This is a genomic window from Streptomyces sp. NBC_00459 (genome assembly GCF_036013955.1).
In the GTDB taxonomy this organism is placed as follows: Bacteria; Actinomycetota; Actinomycetes; order Streptomycetales; family Streptomycetaceae; genus Streptomyces.
On the sequence record NZ_CP107903.1, the window covers coordinates 2,964,332 to 2,979,411 of the forward strand.

15 protein-coding genes and 2 pseudogenes are annotated in these 15,080 nt (G+C 67.4%); 5 read left to right on the top strand and 12 right to left on the bottom strand.

The genetic code is table 11. The features are described 5' to 3' along the window. Window positions 1–16: 16 nt before the first annotated feature. The 5 genes from eboE to OHN74_RS12990 all read right to left on the bottom strand — a co-directional run bounded on the left by eboE (window position 17) and on the right by OHN74_RS12990 (window position 4,669). Window positions 17–1,183, bottom strand: a complete 1,167-nt coding sequence (gene eboE, locus OHN74_RS12970) for a metabolite traffic protein EboE (protein ID WP_327694724.1) — start codon at window positions 1,181–1,183, stop codon at window positions 17–19. A gap of 7 nt (window positions 1,184–1,190) precedes the next feature. Then, window positions 1,191–2,057, bottom strand: a complete 867-nt coding sequence (locus OHN74_RS12975; protein ID WP_327694725.1) for a TatD family hydrolase — start codon at window positions 2,055–2,057, stop codon at window positions 1,191–1,193. Between the two features lie 2 nt (window positions 2,058–2,059). Continuing rightward, on the bottom strand, window positions 2,060–2,677 hold the full coding sequence (locus OHN74_RS12980) for an EboA domain-containing protein (RefSeq protein WP_327694726.1): 618 nt from the start codon (window positions 2,675–2,677) through the stop codon (window positions 2,060–2,062). A gap of 140 nt (window positions 2,678–2,817) precedes the next feature. Beyond that, window positions 2,818–3,666, bottom strand: a complete 849-nt coding sequence (locus OHN74_RS12985) for a sugar phosphate isomerase/epimerase family protein (protein WP_327694727.1) — start codon at window positions 3,664–3,666, stop codon at window positions 2,818–2,820. Between the two features lie 73 nt (window positions 3,667–3,739). Then, complete coding sequence (locus OHN74_RS12990; RefSeq protein WP_327694728.1) at window positions 3,740–4,669, bottom strand: SCO3242 family prenyltransferase; 930 nt, start codon at window positions 4,667–4,669, stop codon at window positions 3,740–3,742. 368 nt (window positions 4,670–5,037) lie between these two features. On the opposite strand from OHN74_RS12990, the gene OHN74_RS12995 reads away from it, so the two are divergent. After that, window positions 5,038–6,660: a M4 family metallopeptidase gene (locus OHN74_RS12995; protein WP_327694729.1), complete on the top strand. Its 1,623-nt coding sequence runs from the start codon at window positions 5,038–5,040 to the stop codon at window positions 6,658–6,660. Between the two features lie 196 nt (window positions 6,661–6,856). Continuing rightward, complete coding sequence (locus OHN74_RS13000; RefSeq protein ID WP_327694730.1) at window positions 6,857–7,654, top strand: SAM-dependent methyltransferase; 798 nt, start codon at window positions 6,857–6,859, stop codon at window positions 7,652–7,654. Between the two features lie 100 nt (window positions 7,655–7,754). On the opposite strand, the gene OHN74_RS13005 is transcribed toward OHN74_RS13000, so the two are convergent. Together OHN74_RS13005 and OHN74_RS13010 are read right to left on the bottom strand one after the other, a co-directional pair. After that, on the bottom strand, window positions 7,755–8,081 hold the full coding sequence (locus OHN74_RS13005; RefSeq protein ID WP_327694731.1) for an antibiotic biosynthesis monooxygenase family protein: 327 nt from the start codon (window positions 8,079–8,081) through the stop codon (window positions 7,755–7,757). Next, window positions 8,078–8,563, bottom strand: a complete 486-nt coding sequence (locus OHN74_RS13010) for an ATP-binding protein (protein ID WP_327694732.1) — start codon at window positions 8,561–8,563, stop codon at window positions 8,078–8,080. Before OHN74_RS13010 ends, OHN74_RS13005 begins: the two co-directional genes overlap by 4 nt. Here OHN74_RS13010 and OHN74_RS13015 point away from each other — a divergent pair. Then, a pseudogene (locus tag OHN74_RS13015) lies at window positions 8,554–9,439 on the top strand (helix-turn-helix domain-containing protein). The gene OHN74_RS13010 and the pseudogene OHN74_RS13015 sit on opposite strands and share 10 nt — an antisense overlap. A gap of 3 nt (window positions 9,440–9,442) precedes the next feature. After that, the gene (locus OHN74_RS13020) at window positions 9,443–9,631 is read left to right on the top strand and encodes a DUF397 domain-containing protein (RefSeq protein WP_327694733.1); all 189 of its coding nucleotides are present in this window, start codon (window positions 9,443–9,445) and stop codon (window positions 9,629–9,631) included. 502 nt (window positions 9,632–10,133) lie between these two features. On the opposite strand, the gene OHN74_RS13025 is transcribed toward OHN74_RS13020, so the two are convergent. Next, window positions 10,134–10,769, bottom strand: coding sequence for a hypothetical protein (locus tag OHN74_RS13025; RefSeq protein WP_327694734.1), 636 nt, complete (start codon window positions 10,767–10,769; stop codon window positions 10,134–10,136). A gap of 188 nt (window positions 10,770–10,957) precedes the next feature. Then, window positions 10,958–11,515: a hypothetical protein gene (locus tag OHN74_RS13030; RefSeq protein ID WP_327694735.1), complete on the bottom strand. Its 558-nt coding sequence runs from the start codon at window positions 11,513–11,515 to the stop codon at window positions 10,958–10,960. Between the two features lie 130 nt (window positions 11,516–11,645). Here OHN74_RS13030 and OHN74_RS13035 point away from each other — a divergent pair. Continuing rightward, a pseudogene (locus OHN74_RS13035) lies at window positions 11,646–12,409 on the top strand (transposase family protein). A gap of 78 nt (window positions 12,410–12,487) precedes the next feature. Here the strand turns inward: OHN74_RS13035 and OHN74_RS13040 are convergent. The 3 genes from OHN74_RS13040 to OHN74_RS13050 form a co-directional block, all read right to left on the bottom strand. After that, on the bottom strand, window positions 12,488–12,979 hold the full coding sequence (locus OHN74_RS13040) for a hypothetical protein (RefSeq protein WP_327694736.1): 492 nt from the start codon (window positions 12,977–12,979) through the stop codon (window positions 12,488–12,490). A gap of 488 nt (window positions 12,980–13,467) precedes the next feature. Beyond that, window positions 13,468–13,866 (bottom strand): hypothetical protein, encoded by a 399-nt coding sequence (locus tag OHN74_RS13045; protein WP_327694737.1) that lies wholly within the window; start codon window positions 13,864–13,866, stop codon window positions 13,468–13,470. Between the two features lie 66 nt (window positions 13,867–13,932). After that, on the bottom strand, window positions 13,933–15,054 hold the full coding sequence (locus OHN74_RS13050; protein WP_327700098.1) for an SH3 domain-containing protein: 1,122 nt from the start codon (window positions 15,052–15,054) through the stop codon (window positions 13,933–13,935). Between the last annotated feature and the right edge of the window lie 26 nt (window positions 15,055–15,080).

The following is a 15,080-nucleotide window of genomic DNA, read 5'->3' on the forward strand; positions in this document are numbered from 1 at the left end:
GGCTCCTTGCGGCCGGTCATGAGGGGTCCTCTTTGAGGCCCAGGCCGGTCAACCGGTCACGGGCCCAGGCGAGTTCGGCGGCTATGCCGACGGCGAGGCCGGCGGGTGGGCGGGGCAGGACGGACCAGGTGTAGGTCTCGACCTCGATGTGGTCGCAGACGGCGCTCGGGCCGCCGAGAAGTCCGGTGAGAACGTTGGTGAGTTGGTCGGCGGTGGTACGGAGGGGTGGTTCGGGCTCGGCATGCAGCGGGGCGTGGAAGTGCGTACGCCAGGGGCTGTCGGCGCCGGTAGCCGGAAGTGCGCCGCCGTCCAGGGCCTCCGGCAGGTCGTCGACGCCGACCACCTTCCCCTCGCTGATCGTCCGGGTCTGGTGCAGGAACCGTCGTTCGGCCAGTTCCCGCAGGGCGGCGCGGGCGCGCGGGTCGGTCGGGTCGGGGGCCTCGACCGCGCAGGACGCCTGGAGTTTCACGATCGGCAGGCCGGCATCGGCGAGCCGCCCGAGGGCTTCCGCGGGTTCCTCGAACTGGACGGCGAGATGGCAGGCGTCCAGGCAGACGCCGAGACGGTCGCGGTCCACGTCGGCGAACTCCCGTACCGCCTGGGCGGTGGTCTCCACGACGCACCCCGGTTCCGGCTCGAAGCCGACTCGGATACGGCGGCCGGTGTCCGACTCCAACTCCGCCAGTCCGGCCGCCAGTTGGTCCAGTGCGCGGCGGGCCGTGTCCGCGCGCTCTGTCGGCCACGGGGTGCGCCAGCCGAGCGGGAGGGTGGAGACGCTGCCGCGTCGGGCGTCGTCGGGGAGGAGGGCGGCGAGGACACGGGCGCAGTCGAGGGTGTAGGCGAGGCGGGCCGGGTCGGCCCAGTCGGGGAGGTAGACGTCCTTCTTGACGACCTCGCGGTGGAACCCCTCGTACGGGAAGGCGTTGAGGGTGACGGTCTCCAGGCCGCGCGCCGCGAGTTCGTCCTTGAGGGTCGTCAACGCACGCTTGTCGGCGGCGAGTTCGGTGACGGCTGTGCGGGCCAGCCAGAGGCCGATGCCGAGTCGGCCGACACCGAGCCGTTCCCGTACGGGTTCGGCGTGGGCGGCGAGCTGGGCGACGACCCCGGCGAGGTCCTCGGCCTGGTGGACGTTGCTGCAGTACGCGAGGTGGACGGGGGTGCCGTCGGGGTGGAGGAAGCGCACGGTCGGCTCACTCTCCCCCGCGCCGGATGGAGTTGCCCTCGAACGACGAGCTCTCGTCGGGCTTCTGCTGACCGTCCGTGTCGTCCAGGTCGAGACGTCCGCTCTGGCCGTAGAACTCGACCGGGTTGCGCCACAGGACGCGGTCGACGTCGTCGGCCGTGAAGCCGTCGGCAAGCATCGCGAGGCCGGTCTTGCGCGTCTTCAGGGGGTCCGAACTGCCCCAGTCCGCCGCCGAGTTGACCATGACCCGGTCGAGGCCGTGCTCCCGGAGGATGCGGACCATGCGGTCCTCGCTCATCTTCGTCTTCGGGTACACGGAGAAGCCCGCCCAGCAGCCGCTGTCGAGGACCATGCCGACCGTCAGCTCGTTGAGGTGGTCCAGGACGACGAGTTCGGGGGCGATGCCCGACTCCCGTACGACGTCCAGGGTGCGCCTGGTACCAGCCGCCTTGTCGCGGTGCGGGGTGTGGACGAGGGCGGGCAGGCCGTGTTCGACGGCGAGTTGGAGCTGACGGGCGAGAACCTCGTCCTCCTCCTTGGTCATCGAGTCGTAGCCGATCTCGCCGACGGCGACGACCCGGTCCTTGGCGAGGTAGCGGGGCAGTTCGTCGAGAACGGGGAGGCAGCGCGGGTCGTTCGCCTCCTTCGGGTTGAGGGCGATCGTGCAGAAGTGCTGGATGCCGAACTGGGCGGCCCGGTACGGCTCCCAGCCGAGCAGCGAGTCGAAGTAGTCGTAGAAGGTGTCGGGCGAGGTTCGGGGCTGGCCGAGCCAGAAGGCGGGCTCGACGACGGCCCGGACCCCGGCCGCGTACATCGCCTCGTAGTCGTCGGTGGTGCGGGAGGACATGTGGATGTGGGGGTCGAAGATGCGCATGGTCACATGGCTCCGTGGGTGGTGGTGAAGGGGCGCACGAGGGGGGCGATGTCCTCGGGTACGGGGCGTCCGGCTGCCGTCCGTTCGCGGGCGAAGTCTCCGAGCATGCGGGCGAGTTCGGCGTCGGCGCGGTCGTCGAGTCCGGCGACGCGGGCGAGCGGGATCTCGCAGAAGACGCACTTCAGGACGGCCTGGCGGTACTCGTCCGCCGGGAGGTGGGCCGCCGCGTAGGGGCCGAGGGCGGCCTCGATCAGCGTGTTGTCGTTGCCTCGCAGGGCCTGTCGTACGAGGTCGAGGAACCGGCCGGTCCCCTCGCGGTCGAGCTGTGGCAACGCCCGGAGGACGGCCCGCTGTTCGGCGGGGTCGCCGTAGCGGTGCAGCGCTGTCACCTCGTCGGCGAGGGCCTGGTCGCGCAGGGGCAGCGCGGCGAGGAGCAGGACGCGGGCGGCTTCGTCGACGGTCCGGCCGTCGGGCAGCGGGGCGCGTCCGCAGTGGCGGCGGACGGCGGGGAAGCGGGCGCGGATGGCAGCGGGGGCGGCGGCGACTTCGGCCAGGGCGGTGTCGAGCCAGGCGCGGGCTTCGGGGGTGAGGGGAAGGGAGGACGGATCGGAAAGCGGCATGGCGCGGTTCCAGAAAGGAGAGTCGGAGGGGAAGGCGAAGAAGACGAGGGAGACGGGAAGACGAAGAAGGCTGGAGGAGGCTGGAGAAGGCAGGAAAAGGGATCGCGAATTTCTCTTGAACGAATGGTGGGGTGGCGCGTTCAGGAGGTGAGCAGGCTCCGGGCCTCGGCTCGGCGAAGGAACGCCAACGAACTGCGGGCGATGTCGGGGGCGTCCAGAGCGCCGCCCTGGATCTCGACGGACACCAGGCCGCGGTGCCCGAGGTCGGTCAGTGCCGCCAGCACCGGCGGGAAGTCGATCTCACCGGCGCCGAACTCCAGATGCCGGTGGACCCCGCGGACCATGTCCTCGATCTGGACGTTCAGCAGGTGCGGTGCGGCCAGGTCGACGCAGTCGAGGAGCGTCGGCTCCTCCACGCAGTGGGCGTGTCCGATGTCCAGGGTGACGCCGAACAGCTCGTGTCCGCCGACCAGTTCGCGCAGCCTCAGACACTTCGCGACCGTGTCGACGAACATGTGCGGTTCGGGCTCGAAGGCCAGCGCGACGCCGTACGCCTCCGCCGTCTCCAGCGCCGCACCGACGCCTGTGGCCAGTCGCCGCCAGGCCTCCGTCTCCGGGATGTCGTCCGGGGCCGGTCCACTGCACAACTGGACGCTGGGCGAGCCGAGTTCGGCGGCGATGCGTACGGCACGCCGCAGCAGGTCGACACGGCGTGCCGGCCGGCCGGACATCAGCGTCGGCTGGTGCTTGCCCCAGGGGTCGAGGAAGTAGGGCGCCCCGGTCTCGACCGTGACGGTCAGCCCGAGCTCGGCCAACCGCTGGCGAACGCGGGCGACTTGGTGGTCCAGGTCGTCGGCGTACGGGTCGAGGTGGTTGTGGTCGAGGGTGAGGGCCACGCCGTCGTAGCCCAGGTCGGCGAGGATGCCGAGGACGTCGGAGAGGCGGTGGTGGGTGAACCCGTTGGTGCCGTAGCCGAATCTCAGGCCCATGATCCACCGCCCTTCGTCACACGACTCGTGGAACAGCTCATGGCATCACTCACGGCATGACACAGGACATGGCTCATGTCGGGGACACCCGTCTCGCCAGACGCTGGGCCACCGGGTGCAGAGCACCCAGGAGCGCGGCGGCGACGGGCGCTCCGGCGCGCGCCGTGAGCGCCGCCTGAAGGGGGACCATCGCGAGGATGCCCGCCCCCACCGCTCGTCGTACGGAACTCGCCTGCGGATCGCGTACGGCCCGCACCTGGGCCCAGCCGTAGGTCCCCAGGTAGGCGAGAACTCCGGCTGAGGCGACGGCTGTTCGGGCGACCTCCGCCCGGGGCAGGGTGCGCCGGGGCGGGAGAACGGCCGGGAGTACGGAAGGCAGCACCGTCGACAGTGCCGTGGCCGACGACACGGCGAGCGTCGTGGCGGGCAGTCGCGCCGGACCACCGGAGATCTCGTGGCGGCTGAGGGCGGTGATCGTGTAGGTGTGCACCCCGGTGAGGAGGGCGGGGACGGCACCGCGAGCGAGTGCGCCGGCCGTGCCACCTCCACCGGACCCGTGCCACGGGGGGCTGCCGCCGCCGGCCACCGCGCCCGCCAGCACGTCGAGCGCACGCGCGCCCGCCATCGCCGCCGGACCGGCCGGAGTCGACTTCAACTTCAGGTCGTACGCCCATATCAGCGCCGTCAGCGGCAGGGCGACGGCAAGTCCGCGTCTGCCGCCCGACACCGCGGCGAGACCGAGACCGGCGCCGGTCAGGCCGGTGGCGACGGCGAGCGCGGTCCGGCGCGGTACCCGGCCGGAGGGCACCGGACGGGCGGGCCGCTCGACCGAGTCGACGGCTGCGTCGGCGTAGTCGTTGAGGGCCATGCCGGCCCAGTAGAGACAGATGGAGGAGGCCATCGCGCCGGCCGTCCGGGGGCCGAGGGGACGGCCCGCCGCGGTCGCGCCCGCCAGGATGTCGCCGGGGACGCTGAGCGCGGCCGGGGCTCTGACAAGGCTCACCAAGTCGGAAAGTGGGGGTAGTTGAAATTTGGCACTGTGTAGGGGTTGTCGGGAACCGGCGGGGGGAAATGCTTTCCGGTCACTCATGACCCAATCATCACCGAAAATGTTTGAAAGCTAATACTGTTGGCCCATGTTGCCTCTTGTGAGGAACGTGACAACTGGACCTTATTGACATTCCGCACACAATCCTCCAAGTCGTCGAGTTCGGCACATGGTTGACACATGGTTCGCCGCGGACGCGTTCATGGGGATGGGGAAACGATTCTCGCCATAAGTCGAGGTGAAGTCGCATCTACTCTGGACATGACATGTCATGAACCCTTAAATCTGAGCGATCCCCGCCGTCTTCACCCCCAAGGAGACCCATGACTTCCCGTCTTGCCGCGGCCGGTACAGCCGCCACCGCCGCCGCCCTGTTGGCCGCCACACTCTCCCCCGCCGCCGACGCGGCCGACAGACCGACCAGGGACACCGCGATCAGGAACGCGGTCACGGCACTCGTGGACCAGGCCGCTCACCTGGGCCTGACCTCCGTACAGGGCACCAAAGTTCGGGACGTCGTCATCGACAAGGACGGCAGCCAGCACGTCCGATACGACCGGACGTACCGTCAACTTCCGGTTCTGGGCGGCGACTTCGTCGTCCATCTGACGCCGAGCGGCACCTACCGGAGCGCGAGCCGCGCCACGACCCGTCCGATATCCCTGACCACGATCAGCCCGGCGGTATCGGCCCCGAAGGCGGCCGACCTGGCGGCCTCGGCCCTGCGCGCGGCGAACCGGGGCGAGGCGCTGAAGAAGACAACAGCCAAGCCCCAGCTGGTGGTTGACGCCCTGCACGGCGCCCCCAGGCTCGCCTGGCAGACGAACGCGGTGGCGCTGGACTCGGCAGGCAACCCGGTCGCCCGGACCGTGGTGACCGACGCGCGCACGGGCGCCCAGATCGACGCCTGGGACAGCATCGAGACGGCGACGGGCGACGGCAAGTCCCTGTACGGCGGCACGGTTCCGCTGGAGACGACGGTCTCCGGATCGACGTACCAGCTGAAGGACCCGACACGCGGCAACACGTACACGGGCGACGCCGAGAACGGCACCGACCTGTGCATCTTCGGCATCTGCATCGTCCGCGCCCCCGCGACCCTCTTCACCGACGCGGACAACCACTGGGGAACGGGGGCCACGGCGGACCGGGCCTCGGCGGCGGTGGACGCGCAGTACGGCACCGACGAGACCTGGGACTACTACAAGGACACGTTCGGGCGCAGCGGCATCAAGGGGAACGGGGTCGGCTCGTACAACCGCGTGCACTACGGCAACAACTACAACAACGCTTTCTGGGACAACAGTTGCTTCTGCATGACGTACGGCGACGGTGACGGTACGACGTTCGGTCCGCTGGTCTCGCTGGACGTGGCCGGCCACGAGATGACGCACGGCGTGACGTCGTCGACGGCCAACCTGACGTACTCGGGCGAGTCGGGCGGCCTCAACGAGGCGACGTCGGACATCTTCGGCACGTTGGTGGAGTTCAACGCGAACAACTCCACTGATCTCGGGGACTACTTGATCGGCGAGAAGATCGTCAAGTCGGGCTTCGGCCGCTCGGCGCTTCGCTACATGGACCAGCCGTCGAAGGACAACAACTCGGCCAACTGCTGGAGTTCGGCCGTCGGAAACCTGGACGTCCACTACTCCTCGGGCGTGGCGAACCACTTCGCGTACCTCCTCGCGGAGGGCAGCGGCGCCAAGACACTGAACGGCGTCAGCTACAACTCCCCGACGTGCAACAACTCGACGGTCGCGGGGATCGGCCGGGCCAAGCTGGGCGCGATCTGGTACAAGGCGCTGACCACGTACATGACGTCGTCGACGAACTACGCGGGCGCGCGCACCGCCACGCTCAACGCGGCGCGTGATCTGTACGGGACGAGCAGCGTGGAGTACGCGGCGGTGGGCGCCGCCTGGAGCGCGGTGTCGGTGGGCTGAAGGGCACGATCCAGCCTGATCCAGCGCGATCCGGCATGATCCGGCGCGTGTGACCGGTGGCCACCCCGACAGGATCGCCGGGGTGGCCACCGGGTTTCGTGCTGACTCGATCAAGTGCGGTACGTAGGGTTGACCTTGGGCCTTAAGTTGAACCCTGCACCAACGCGTCCGCTGCGACCGAGGAGACGATGCCAGCATGTCCGAATTCGAACAGAGAATCGACACCTCGGTACCGCACTCCGCCCGTATCTGGAACTACTGGCTGGGCGGCAAGGACAACTACCCCGTGGACGAGGCGGCGGGCGACGCGTACACCGCCGTCTTCCCCGGCATCGTCACGATCGCGCGCAGCAGCCGCGCGTTCCTGGGCCGTACGATCCGCCACCTGGCCGGGGAAGCGGGCATCCGCCAGTTCCTCGACGTCGGCACGGGCCTGCCGACGGTGGACAACACCCACGAGGTCGCCCAGTCGGTCGCTCCCGACGCGCGCATCGTGTACGTGGACCACGACCCGCTGGTCCTGACCCACGCCCGAGCGCTCCTGACGTCGACTCCCGAGGGCGCCACTGACTACGTGGACGCCGAGCTGTACGACACGGACCGCATCCTGGAGGCGGCGGCCAAGACGCTCGACCTCACCCGCCCGACCGCCCTGATCCTGAGCGGCATCCTGGGCCACGTGACGGACTACGAGGTGGCGCGCGGCATCGTCCGCGACCTGATGGCGGCCCTCCCGTCCGGCAGTTACCTGTCGTTGAACGAGGGTTCGCGGGGCACGGATCCGGCTTATGAAGCAGCACAGGACGCCTACAACGAGACGGGCGCGGTGCCGTATTTCCTGCGCCCGGTGGAGCAGATCGAGGGGTACTTCGAGGGGCTTGAGCTGGTGGAGCCGGGGGTGGTCTCGGTACCGCTGTGGCGGCCGGAGCCGAGCGCGTCCGGGGTGACGGCGCCGGCGATCGGGCAGCACGGGGGGCTGGGGCGGAAGCCCTGACTCTGCCAGCCCCCTGACGGGACACGATCCGTTGCGGCGCGCCAGAGACGGCTGGTTACTGCCGTTCGGCGCGCCGCAAGGACGGGCCCGGTGGTGGCGCTCAGCTCTGCTTGGGGGCTGCCTGCTGGACCACCTCGAAGGACCAGAGCGTCGATCCGGAGGCGGCGGGCTTGGGCTGCTCCCCGCCTGGGGACGCGGGGCGGTGCGCGGACTGCATCGGGCCCGCCATCCAGGCCTGGAAGTCCTCCTCGCTGCGCCACCGCGTGTACACCAGGTAGCTGTCGGTGCCCTCGACCGGCCGAAGCAGCTCGAACCACTCGAACCCGTCCGACCCCTCGACGGCACCGGCCCGCGACGCGAACCGCTTCTCCAGCACCTCGCGCTGCTCTTCGGCAACGGTGAGTACGTTGATCTTTACGATGCTCATGAGGCCCATCTTGCCGCAGGGTGTCGCTGACGGTTTCGTGTGGGGGCGTGGGCGGGGGCAGCTACGGGGGCGGGCGCGGGGTGCGGCTCCTGCTCGTTCGCCGTCTGTCGTACGCCGTGCACGCCGCGTACGACGTCCAGCTCGCACCAGACGAGCTTGCCGACGGTCAGTTCGGTCACGCCCCAGCGGTCGGCGACGGCACCGACGATGAGGAGTCCCCGCCCGAACATCTCATCGGGGGCGGCTTCGCGTGTGCGCGGCAGTAATTCGCCCCGGGGGTCGGAGACGCTGACGCGTACGGCGCGCTTGGTGAGGGCGAGTTCCACTCGGAAGAAACGGTCCCGGAGACACCCGTGCAGTACGGCGTTGCCGCCGAGCTCGGAGACCAACAGGGCGGTGTCGGGAGCGAGTTCGGGGTGGCCCCAGTCGGTGAGGATACTGGCCGCGCACCAACGCCAGGAGGAACACCACCGTGACCGCACGCCAGCCGACGCAGGGCTACAGCACATCCACCGTCCTGGGACGCCGACTCGGCGGCGAACTCACGAAGTTGCGCACAGCAGCCGGCCTCAACCAGACCCAGGCGGGCAAGGCACTCACCGCGTCCACGACCAAGGTCGCGAAGATGGAGGGTGGCTGGGTTCCCGTCCGCGACCCGGACATCCGGGCGTTGTGCGAGTTGTACGGGGTCCACGATCCCGGGACGGTGGGCGGACTTCTCGAACTGGCACGGGTCGACCGCGAGCGCCGCAAGGCCAAGGGATGGTGGGACGGCTACACGATCCACGGGGTGATGCAGGAGTACGTCACACTGGAGAGCGCGGCGACGGCTGTCAAGGCTTGGCAGCCCGCGTTCGTTCCGGGGTTGCTTCAAACGCCAGAGTACGTACGGGCACTGAGGACGAGTCCAGGAGCGCAGGTAGGCAAGGGATTCCAATCGGATGAGGAGTTCATCGCGGCGCGGCTAGCTCGCCAACGTCGTCTGTCCAATGGCACGCCGCTGTTCCTGCGAGTGGTGATCTACGAGGCAGTTCTCCGGCTTCCCTGGCGACGCAGCCACAGCCATTGGTCAACTCGAAGAGCTCGTCAAGGTGGCCGACCAACCTAATGTCGACCTCCGAGTCTTCCCCTTCAGCGCCGGAACGCACGCAGGCCTCAACGGCTCGTTCAACATCATCTCGTTCGCTGAGCCCTGGGCCATGGACGTTGTCTACGTAGAGTCCCCCTTCGTAGAGCGCTGGGTGGAGGGTGGTGAGGGCGCGGCGGCCTACGATGAACTGTTCGAGAAAATCGCCGAACGCTCCCTCGACGGGCGGGAATCGGTGTCCTTCATCCGCAAGCTACGCAAGGAGCTGTGAGTTGTGCCTGAATTTGACTACCGCAAGTCCAGCTACAGCAACGAAGCGGCCGAGTGCGTCGAGGTAGCCACCAACATCCCCACTACCATCGCGATACGCGACTCCAAGACCCCGACGAGCCCGGCCCTCCGTCTCCGCCCCAGCGCCTGGAAAACGTTCCGAACCGCCGTCACCGACGACCGCATGCGCTAACTGCCCTCGCAGGCCTTGGCCTTGAACTCCGACACCGGGACGGTCACCGCTGATTCGTAATGCTCATGGCGAACCGTCCCCGGCGTGAGCCGGTCGGCGGTCGGTCAGCGGGAAGGAGATGCTGTTCGACGGCCACGAGCTGTCCTTGGTTCAATCGTAGAGGGTCTAATTGGTTCTCGGCGGTGAGTGGTTTGAGAGATGTGCTTGCGGTCGTCGATGTGATGCCACAGACCATCGTGACGCCGACCAAATGACCGTCACAGGTCACCGAGATACCGGTAACGGCGTCAATAGCAGCCCTGCACACCGGATGGTAGACGCGAGCCGTAGCGCCGCCAACCACCTGTTGGATTCTCGTCGCCCCGACCTCATCCAGATCACCAGAGCCATTGAGCGCAACCTCAATACCATGGCATCCGGATGCCAACAGTCCCCCAAAGGCTACGAATACGATTCCATAAGCAGCCTTGTGCTACCTCACGCGAGTATTGACACTGATCCTTTACCCGGCATCGAGTGTCTCGTGTATTCGCGTGTCAACATTGCGAACGATCCGGGTGAAGTCTCCTTCCTTAATTTTCGGCGGATCTCCGGCCAGATGAGACATCGACACTGCGGTCAGGACGGATCCGTACCTTGCCCAGTAGTACCACTCAGTACATCCGGCCACACGGTTCCCGTCCAAGCAGATCAGGCGGCTACTCTCTGCGTACAGACCTTCAGGGGCATCGGCAAATTTCGGCTTCCATGGCCACGTTCTAGAGTAGTACTTCTCGGGCGACTGGGCATCAAAAACTTCTTCCGCAAAGCCCGCATCCCCATAAAAGCCGACGAAATGATAGAGAGTGCACCCCGCAGCGGTGTTCCCCAGCCGCGAGTTCCACCAATTAGTCGCATGCAATGTTCGAGAGTCACCTCCGGAACCCGCCACATCCTTCTGGGTTACATATTCGCCGCCACATTCATCGTCCACGATTCCTCCAAAAGGAAGAACCATTGCATCTAGCTTGATGTCGGGCTCAGGAATAGGACTGCGGTCACTGCACCCGACTATTACAGGAAGCAGGGAAGCCACCAGGCAAGCCAATGCGACACCACCGAATCGGCCTTTCCTTACGGAATTACTTTGCATTCCCATGGTCACCTCCCTCTGCAATACCTTGCCATTCAGGCACGGAGCCTTTTCCAACTTGTCGTTTCGACTCAGCGCCTCTCCTGCATCCGAGACTGGCGATCTGTCATCAGGAGAGCCTGAGCATTTCTGACGACCGCCGTGCATCCCCACTGGGACGATCCCGGCAGCGACGCACCGGTGCCACAGCCTTCTCAGTACGGCGCCATCACCAAGTCGCCGATCACCCGCAACCCGACTTGGGCTGCTAGCCACGGTGCACGTTCGGCCTCAACCTGCTTGACGTGGACGAAAACGGTGCAGTCGGCCGCAGGCTCCTCGAGGTCGAGGTCTCGGGCATGGACACACAGCGTGACGAATGCTCCGCGGGTACCCCCCACTCCCAGACCTACCTCGGGAGCCTCGGGCCAGGCGTTGAAGTCCCATCGCACCGTCGCTGGGCTGTCGCCAACCGCCTGGAGGAATGGCTTCACCGTCTCCGGTGCCTCAGCCCAGCCTCGCAGCCGGATGGGCAAGAAGGCGGATGGATCATCCCCACGCTCCGACGAGCCGCTTCTCCCCCCTTCCGCCCACCACTCGGCATCCGGCAACACGGCCAGCACCGCCGAAAGCGAGCGAGTCGAGGAGATCCGCACATCGAAATCGACTTCAAGGCCTCCCAGGTCAGCGATTCCAAGCAACCTCTCGACGGTGCACAACCCCTCGGAGAGGTCCGCTGTTCTCAGGATGGGCTGCGCGTAGGAGTTGGACACGACAACCAGTGTGCCAGTGAACGGCATTGCCCAACCTGTGTGGCGAGCCCGCTGGTTGAGCTGACAGCCAGGCGAAGCCCCTGGTAGATGAGTTTTCGACCAAGCGAAACGTGTCCACCAGAGGCTTCGCATGCTTGTCTACCCGTCCGGCGCGGACGTCTCCAGCTCCACCCACCGCTTCCTCGCCGAGCATCTGCGGGGGCACCGCCATGCGATCAGCTCCCGCTGGCGAAGGCTGAGCGCCAGCCGTCAGGCCCTCCTCGCGCTCGTCCACCTGCGCATGGGGCACACCTACTCCCAGCTCGCCGCCGGATTCGGCGTCGGGACCTGACCGCATACCGCTACGTCACCGAGGCCGTCGACCTCCTGACCACCCTCGCACCCACCTTGGCCGATGTCCGCACCACGTCGACGAAGGCGTTCGTCCTCCAGGACGGGACGCTGCTGCCGATCGACCGCATCGCCGCGGACCAGCCCTTCTACTCCGGCAAACACAAGAAACACGGCATGAACGCGCAAGTCCTCACCGATGCGTTCGGCCGGCTGCTGTGGGTCTCGCCAGCCCTGCCCGGAGCCGTCCACGACGTCCGCGCGGCCCACGAACACGGCATCATCGACGCCCTCGCTCAGGCCGACGTCACCTGCTGGGCCGACAAGGGCTACCGGAGCGCCAGCGGCACGGTCCGCGTCCCGTACTGGGGACGCTGGAAGACGCTTTCCCCAGGACAGAAGGCGGTGAACCGCTCGCACGCCAAGATCCGCGCCCTCGTCGAGCAGGCTATGGCATCCCTCAAGAGCCAGCGGCTCCTGCGTAAGCTCCGGTGCTCCACAACCCGGATCACCGCCCTCGTCCAGGCCGTCCTCGCCCTGCATCTGGCCAGCTCAGACCGATGATGGAAAAGGCTCACTCTCTCCCGAGGTCAAAGACCGATGCCACGCAAGTGGCGCGATCATGCCACCTCCCATCTGAGGTTAACCCTCCTCGCAGGCCCTCGCTTTGAACTCCTCCACCGGGACGGTGACCGCGGATTCATCACCCTCGTAGCGAACCGTTCCCGGCGTGAGCCGGTCCCGGTCGGTCAGGGTGAAGGAGACGCTGCTCGCCGACGACGAGTTGTCCTTGGTCCAGCCGTAGAGGGTGTAAGTGGTCTTCGCGGTAAGCGGTTTGAGAGATGTGGTCGCGGTCCAGCCGGCGACAGGCGCATCGAGGGTCCAGGTGGCGAGACCGGCCTTGAGCGAGCGGGCGGCGTCCCATGAACCGACCGTCACATCCTTGTCGGCGTCGGCGCCGGCCACGTACAGAGTCGCGCCGTCGATGTGGTGTCCGCAGACCATCATGACGCCGACCAGATGACCGTCGTCGGTCACCGAGATGCCGGTGACGGCGTCAACGGGTACCGTGCACCCCGAAGTTGCGGCCAGGGCGGCGCAGGCCGCGAAGGCGCTGACGGTGCGCTGGACCACGGGCCATGAAGATGTCGGCTGCACAGTGTCCCCCTGACCCGGGGCCGCTGTTCGTACCCCTGTACGCCGGATGGTAGGGACGATCCGCGGCGAAACGCGGCGCCGCCGCCGAGCCGTTGTGCGCTCGTTGTGGCCTCGTAGCCGCAGCCTGGTCAGTTCGCTGCGGATCTCCGGTTTCTTCAATGGCCACAGGCGATTCCAAAGTCGAAGTGAACTCGTGAGCGCGCCGGTCGCCGCAACGTGACGAGTGACTCCGGGTGCACGACGTATACATCGAAGCCCCGGACAACGCAGGCGACTTGACCGGTCGCCCGGCGTCAACCGGAGCTTCGATTCGTATGCGCTGGGTCCCCGGCGCCATGTCGGACTCCGCCACCGAGTGGACCCGTTCGGACAGTTGTCAGCACTCCGGCTTTCCGGCTTTCCGGCTTTCCGGCTTTCCGGCTTTCCGGCTTTCCGGAATTACTTACGGATCGGTCCGTCGACTCTCAGCAGTGCCGCAGACCGTACGCGGTGGGATCGGCATCGAAATCGCTCGACGTGTACAGCGCCTGTGCCGGAACATAGCCCCACCCGTCGTAGCCAGGCCGGGTCCAATCGCCCTTGGTGTGATACCAGGTGGTATTGCCGCCTCCGTGCAGATCGCCGCTGGTCCAGCAGTCGAACCAACTGTAATTCAGCAACAGTTGTCCCGTGATTTCGGCTTGAAGGCGGGCGCTCGCGCGTATGTTGGCCGGCGACGCGTTATTGCACCACAGTCGGCTGTCCAGCCGAATCACGCAGTCAGCAGCCGAAGCGGCACTGGCCGTAGGGGCGGAAATCACACCGCCCACCGTCAGAGCGAGGGCTGCCACGCAAAGGGAGAGATGCTTGCTGATCCTCGTCATCCACCTACCGTTTTCTCACTAGTTGTCGATCTCGGTCGAAAGGTGCCGTGCAAGGACTTCCGGGAGCTACTGCCGGCTTGAACACAGCGGGACGTTGGGCAGTTGATTGCCCGGACTGCTGATGTAGATGTTGGTGACATAACCGCCGTACTGGGGCAGGTAGGCCCACCACTGATTGGTGTACGGGGGGACCGAGACGGTCTGGCCCTCCTTCTGGCAGCCGACCAGCACCTCGACTCCTGCGGGGAGTTGGGTGAGCACGTCGGAGTCGGTCGTGGCACCGGCGCGGACGTTGACGTCGGAGCTCCAGGTGCCGAACCAGGTACCCGTCGGGCGCACGCCGCCGGGAACGGTAAGTGAACGGGTCAGCCTGCCCAGGTCGGTGTAGGCCTTGCCGTAGGTGGCGCCGACGGGGTGCAGGGTGAACACGGCCACGATGGAGCGGTCACCGGCGCCCACCGTCCCGGTGGTGTGCAGCGCGGGGCGCGTCACATCGAGGGGCGGATCCGCCGCGGTGCCGAGAGCCGACGCATCGGAGCCGCACGTACCGTTCTCGACACCGCCGAAGCCCGACCAGCCCTGCTTCACGGCCCAGGGCTGGTTGAAGGCGCCCGCGATACCGAAGTGCTGGTCGAAGGAGTCGGTGGCGGAGCAGCGGGTCGACTGCCTCAGCTGACCCATGATCAGTTCGCGGACGGGGGCGGGCGCCTGGTCGAGCAGGTAGCGGTAGATCTTCACGGTGTCCGCGGCCGTTGTGGTCGTGTAGCCCCACATACCGTCCTGGTCGGCCGGCGGCGGGTTCGTGTTGGTGAGTTCCAGTTCGTCGGACATCCGTGTGACGATCGCGCGCCGGCCGTCACGCACCCAGAAGTCACTGGCCGCGTCGTCGTCGCTGCTGCGGAGCATGGCGTTGAACTGGGCCCGGTCGGCGGCGGGGATCTCGTAGGCCGGGTCGCGGTTCCACAGGTAGTCCAGCGCGATCAGGAGTTTGACGATGGAGGCCGACCGGAACTGCATGGCCGGGTTCAACTGCTCGGTGAAAGTGCCGGTCTGCCGGTCGAAGACGGCGGCTCCCGCCGTCACCCCGGCCGGCACGGTGACGGTGGCCGCGGCGCGCGGCGTGGGCGATGCCGTGTCCGCTGCAGCCGCTGTCGTCGTCGGGCTCAGCAGGGCAGTGACCATCGCCATGGTCACTGCGCACAGCGTCGCTGCGG

Bases quoted from the DNA above. Each gene is read 5' to 3' on its own strand.
- OHN74_RS12980 (WP_327694726.1), bottom strand. From the start codon at position 2,677: ATGCCGCTTTCCGATCCGTCCTCCCTTCCCCTCACCCCCGAAGCCCGC.
- OHN74_RS12995 (WP_327694729.1), top strand. From the start codon at position 5,038: ATGACTTCCCGTCTTGCCGCGGCCGGTACAGCCGCCACCGCCGCCGCC.
- OHN74_RS12985 (WP_327694727.1), bottom strand. From the start codon at position 3,666: ATGGGCCTGAGATTCGGCTACGGCACCAACGGGTTCACCCACCACCGC.
- OHN74_RS13050 (WP_327700098.1), bottom strand. From the start codon at position 15,054: ATGGCGATGGTCACTGCCCTGCTGAGCCCGACGACGACAGCGGCTGCA.
- OHN74_RS12975 (WP_327694725.1), bottom strand. From the start codon at position 2,057: ATGCGCATCTTCGACCCCCACATCCACATGTCCTCCCGCACCACCGAC.
- OHN74_RS13000 (WP_327694730.1), top strand. From the start codon at position 6,857: ATGTCCGAATTCGAACAGAGAATCGACACCTCGGTACCGCACTCCGCC.
- OHN74_RS13005 (WP_327694731.1), bottom strand. From the start codon at position 8,081: ATGAGCATCGTAAAGATCAACGTACTCACCGTTGCCGAAGAGCAGCGC.
- OHN74_RS13025 (WP_327694734.1), bottom strand. From the start codon at position 10,769: ATGGGAATGCAAAGTAATTCCGTAAGGAAAGGCCGATTCGGTGGTGTC.
- OHN74_RS13045 (WP_327694737.1), bottom strand. From the start codon at position 13,866: ATGACGAGGATCAGCAAGCATCTCTCCCTTTGCGTGGCAGCCCTCGCT.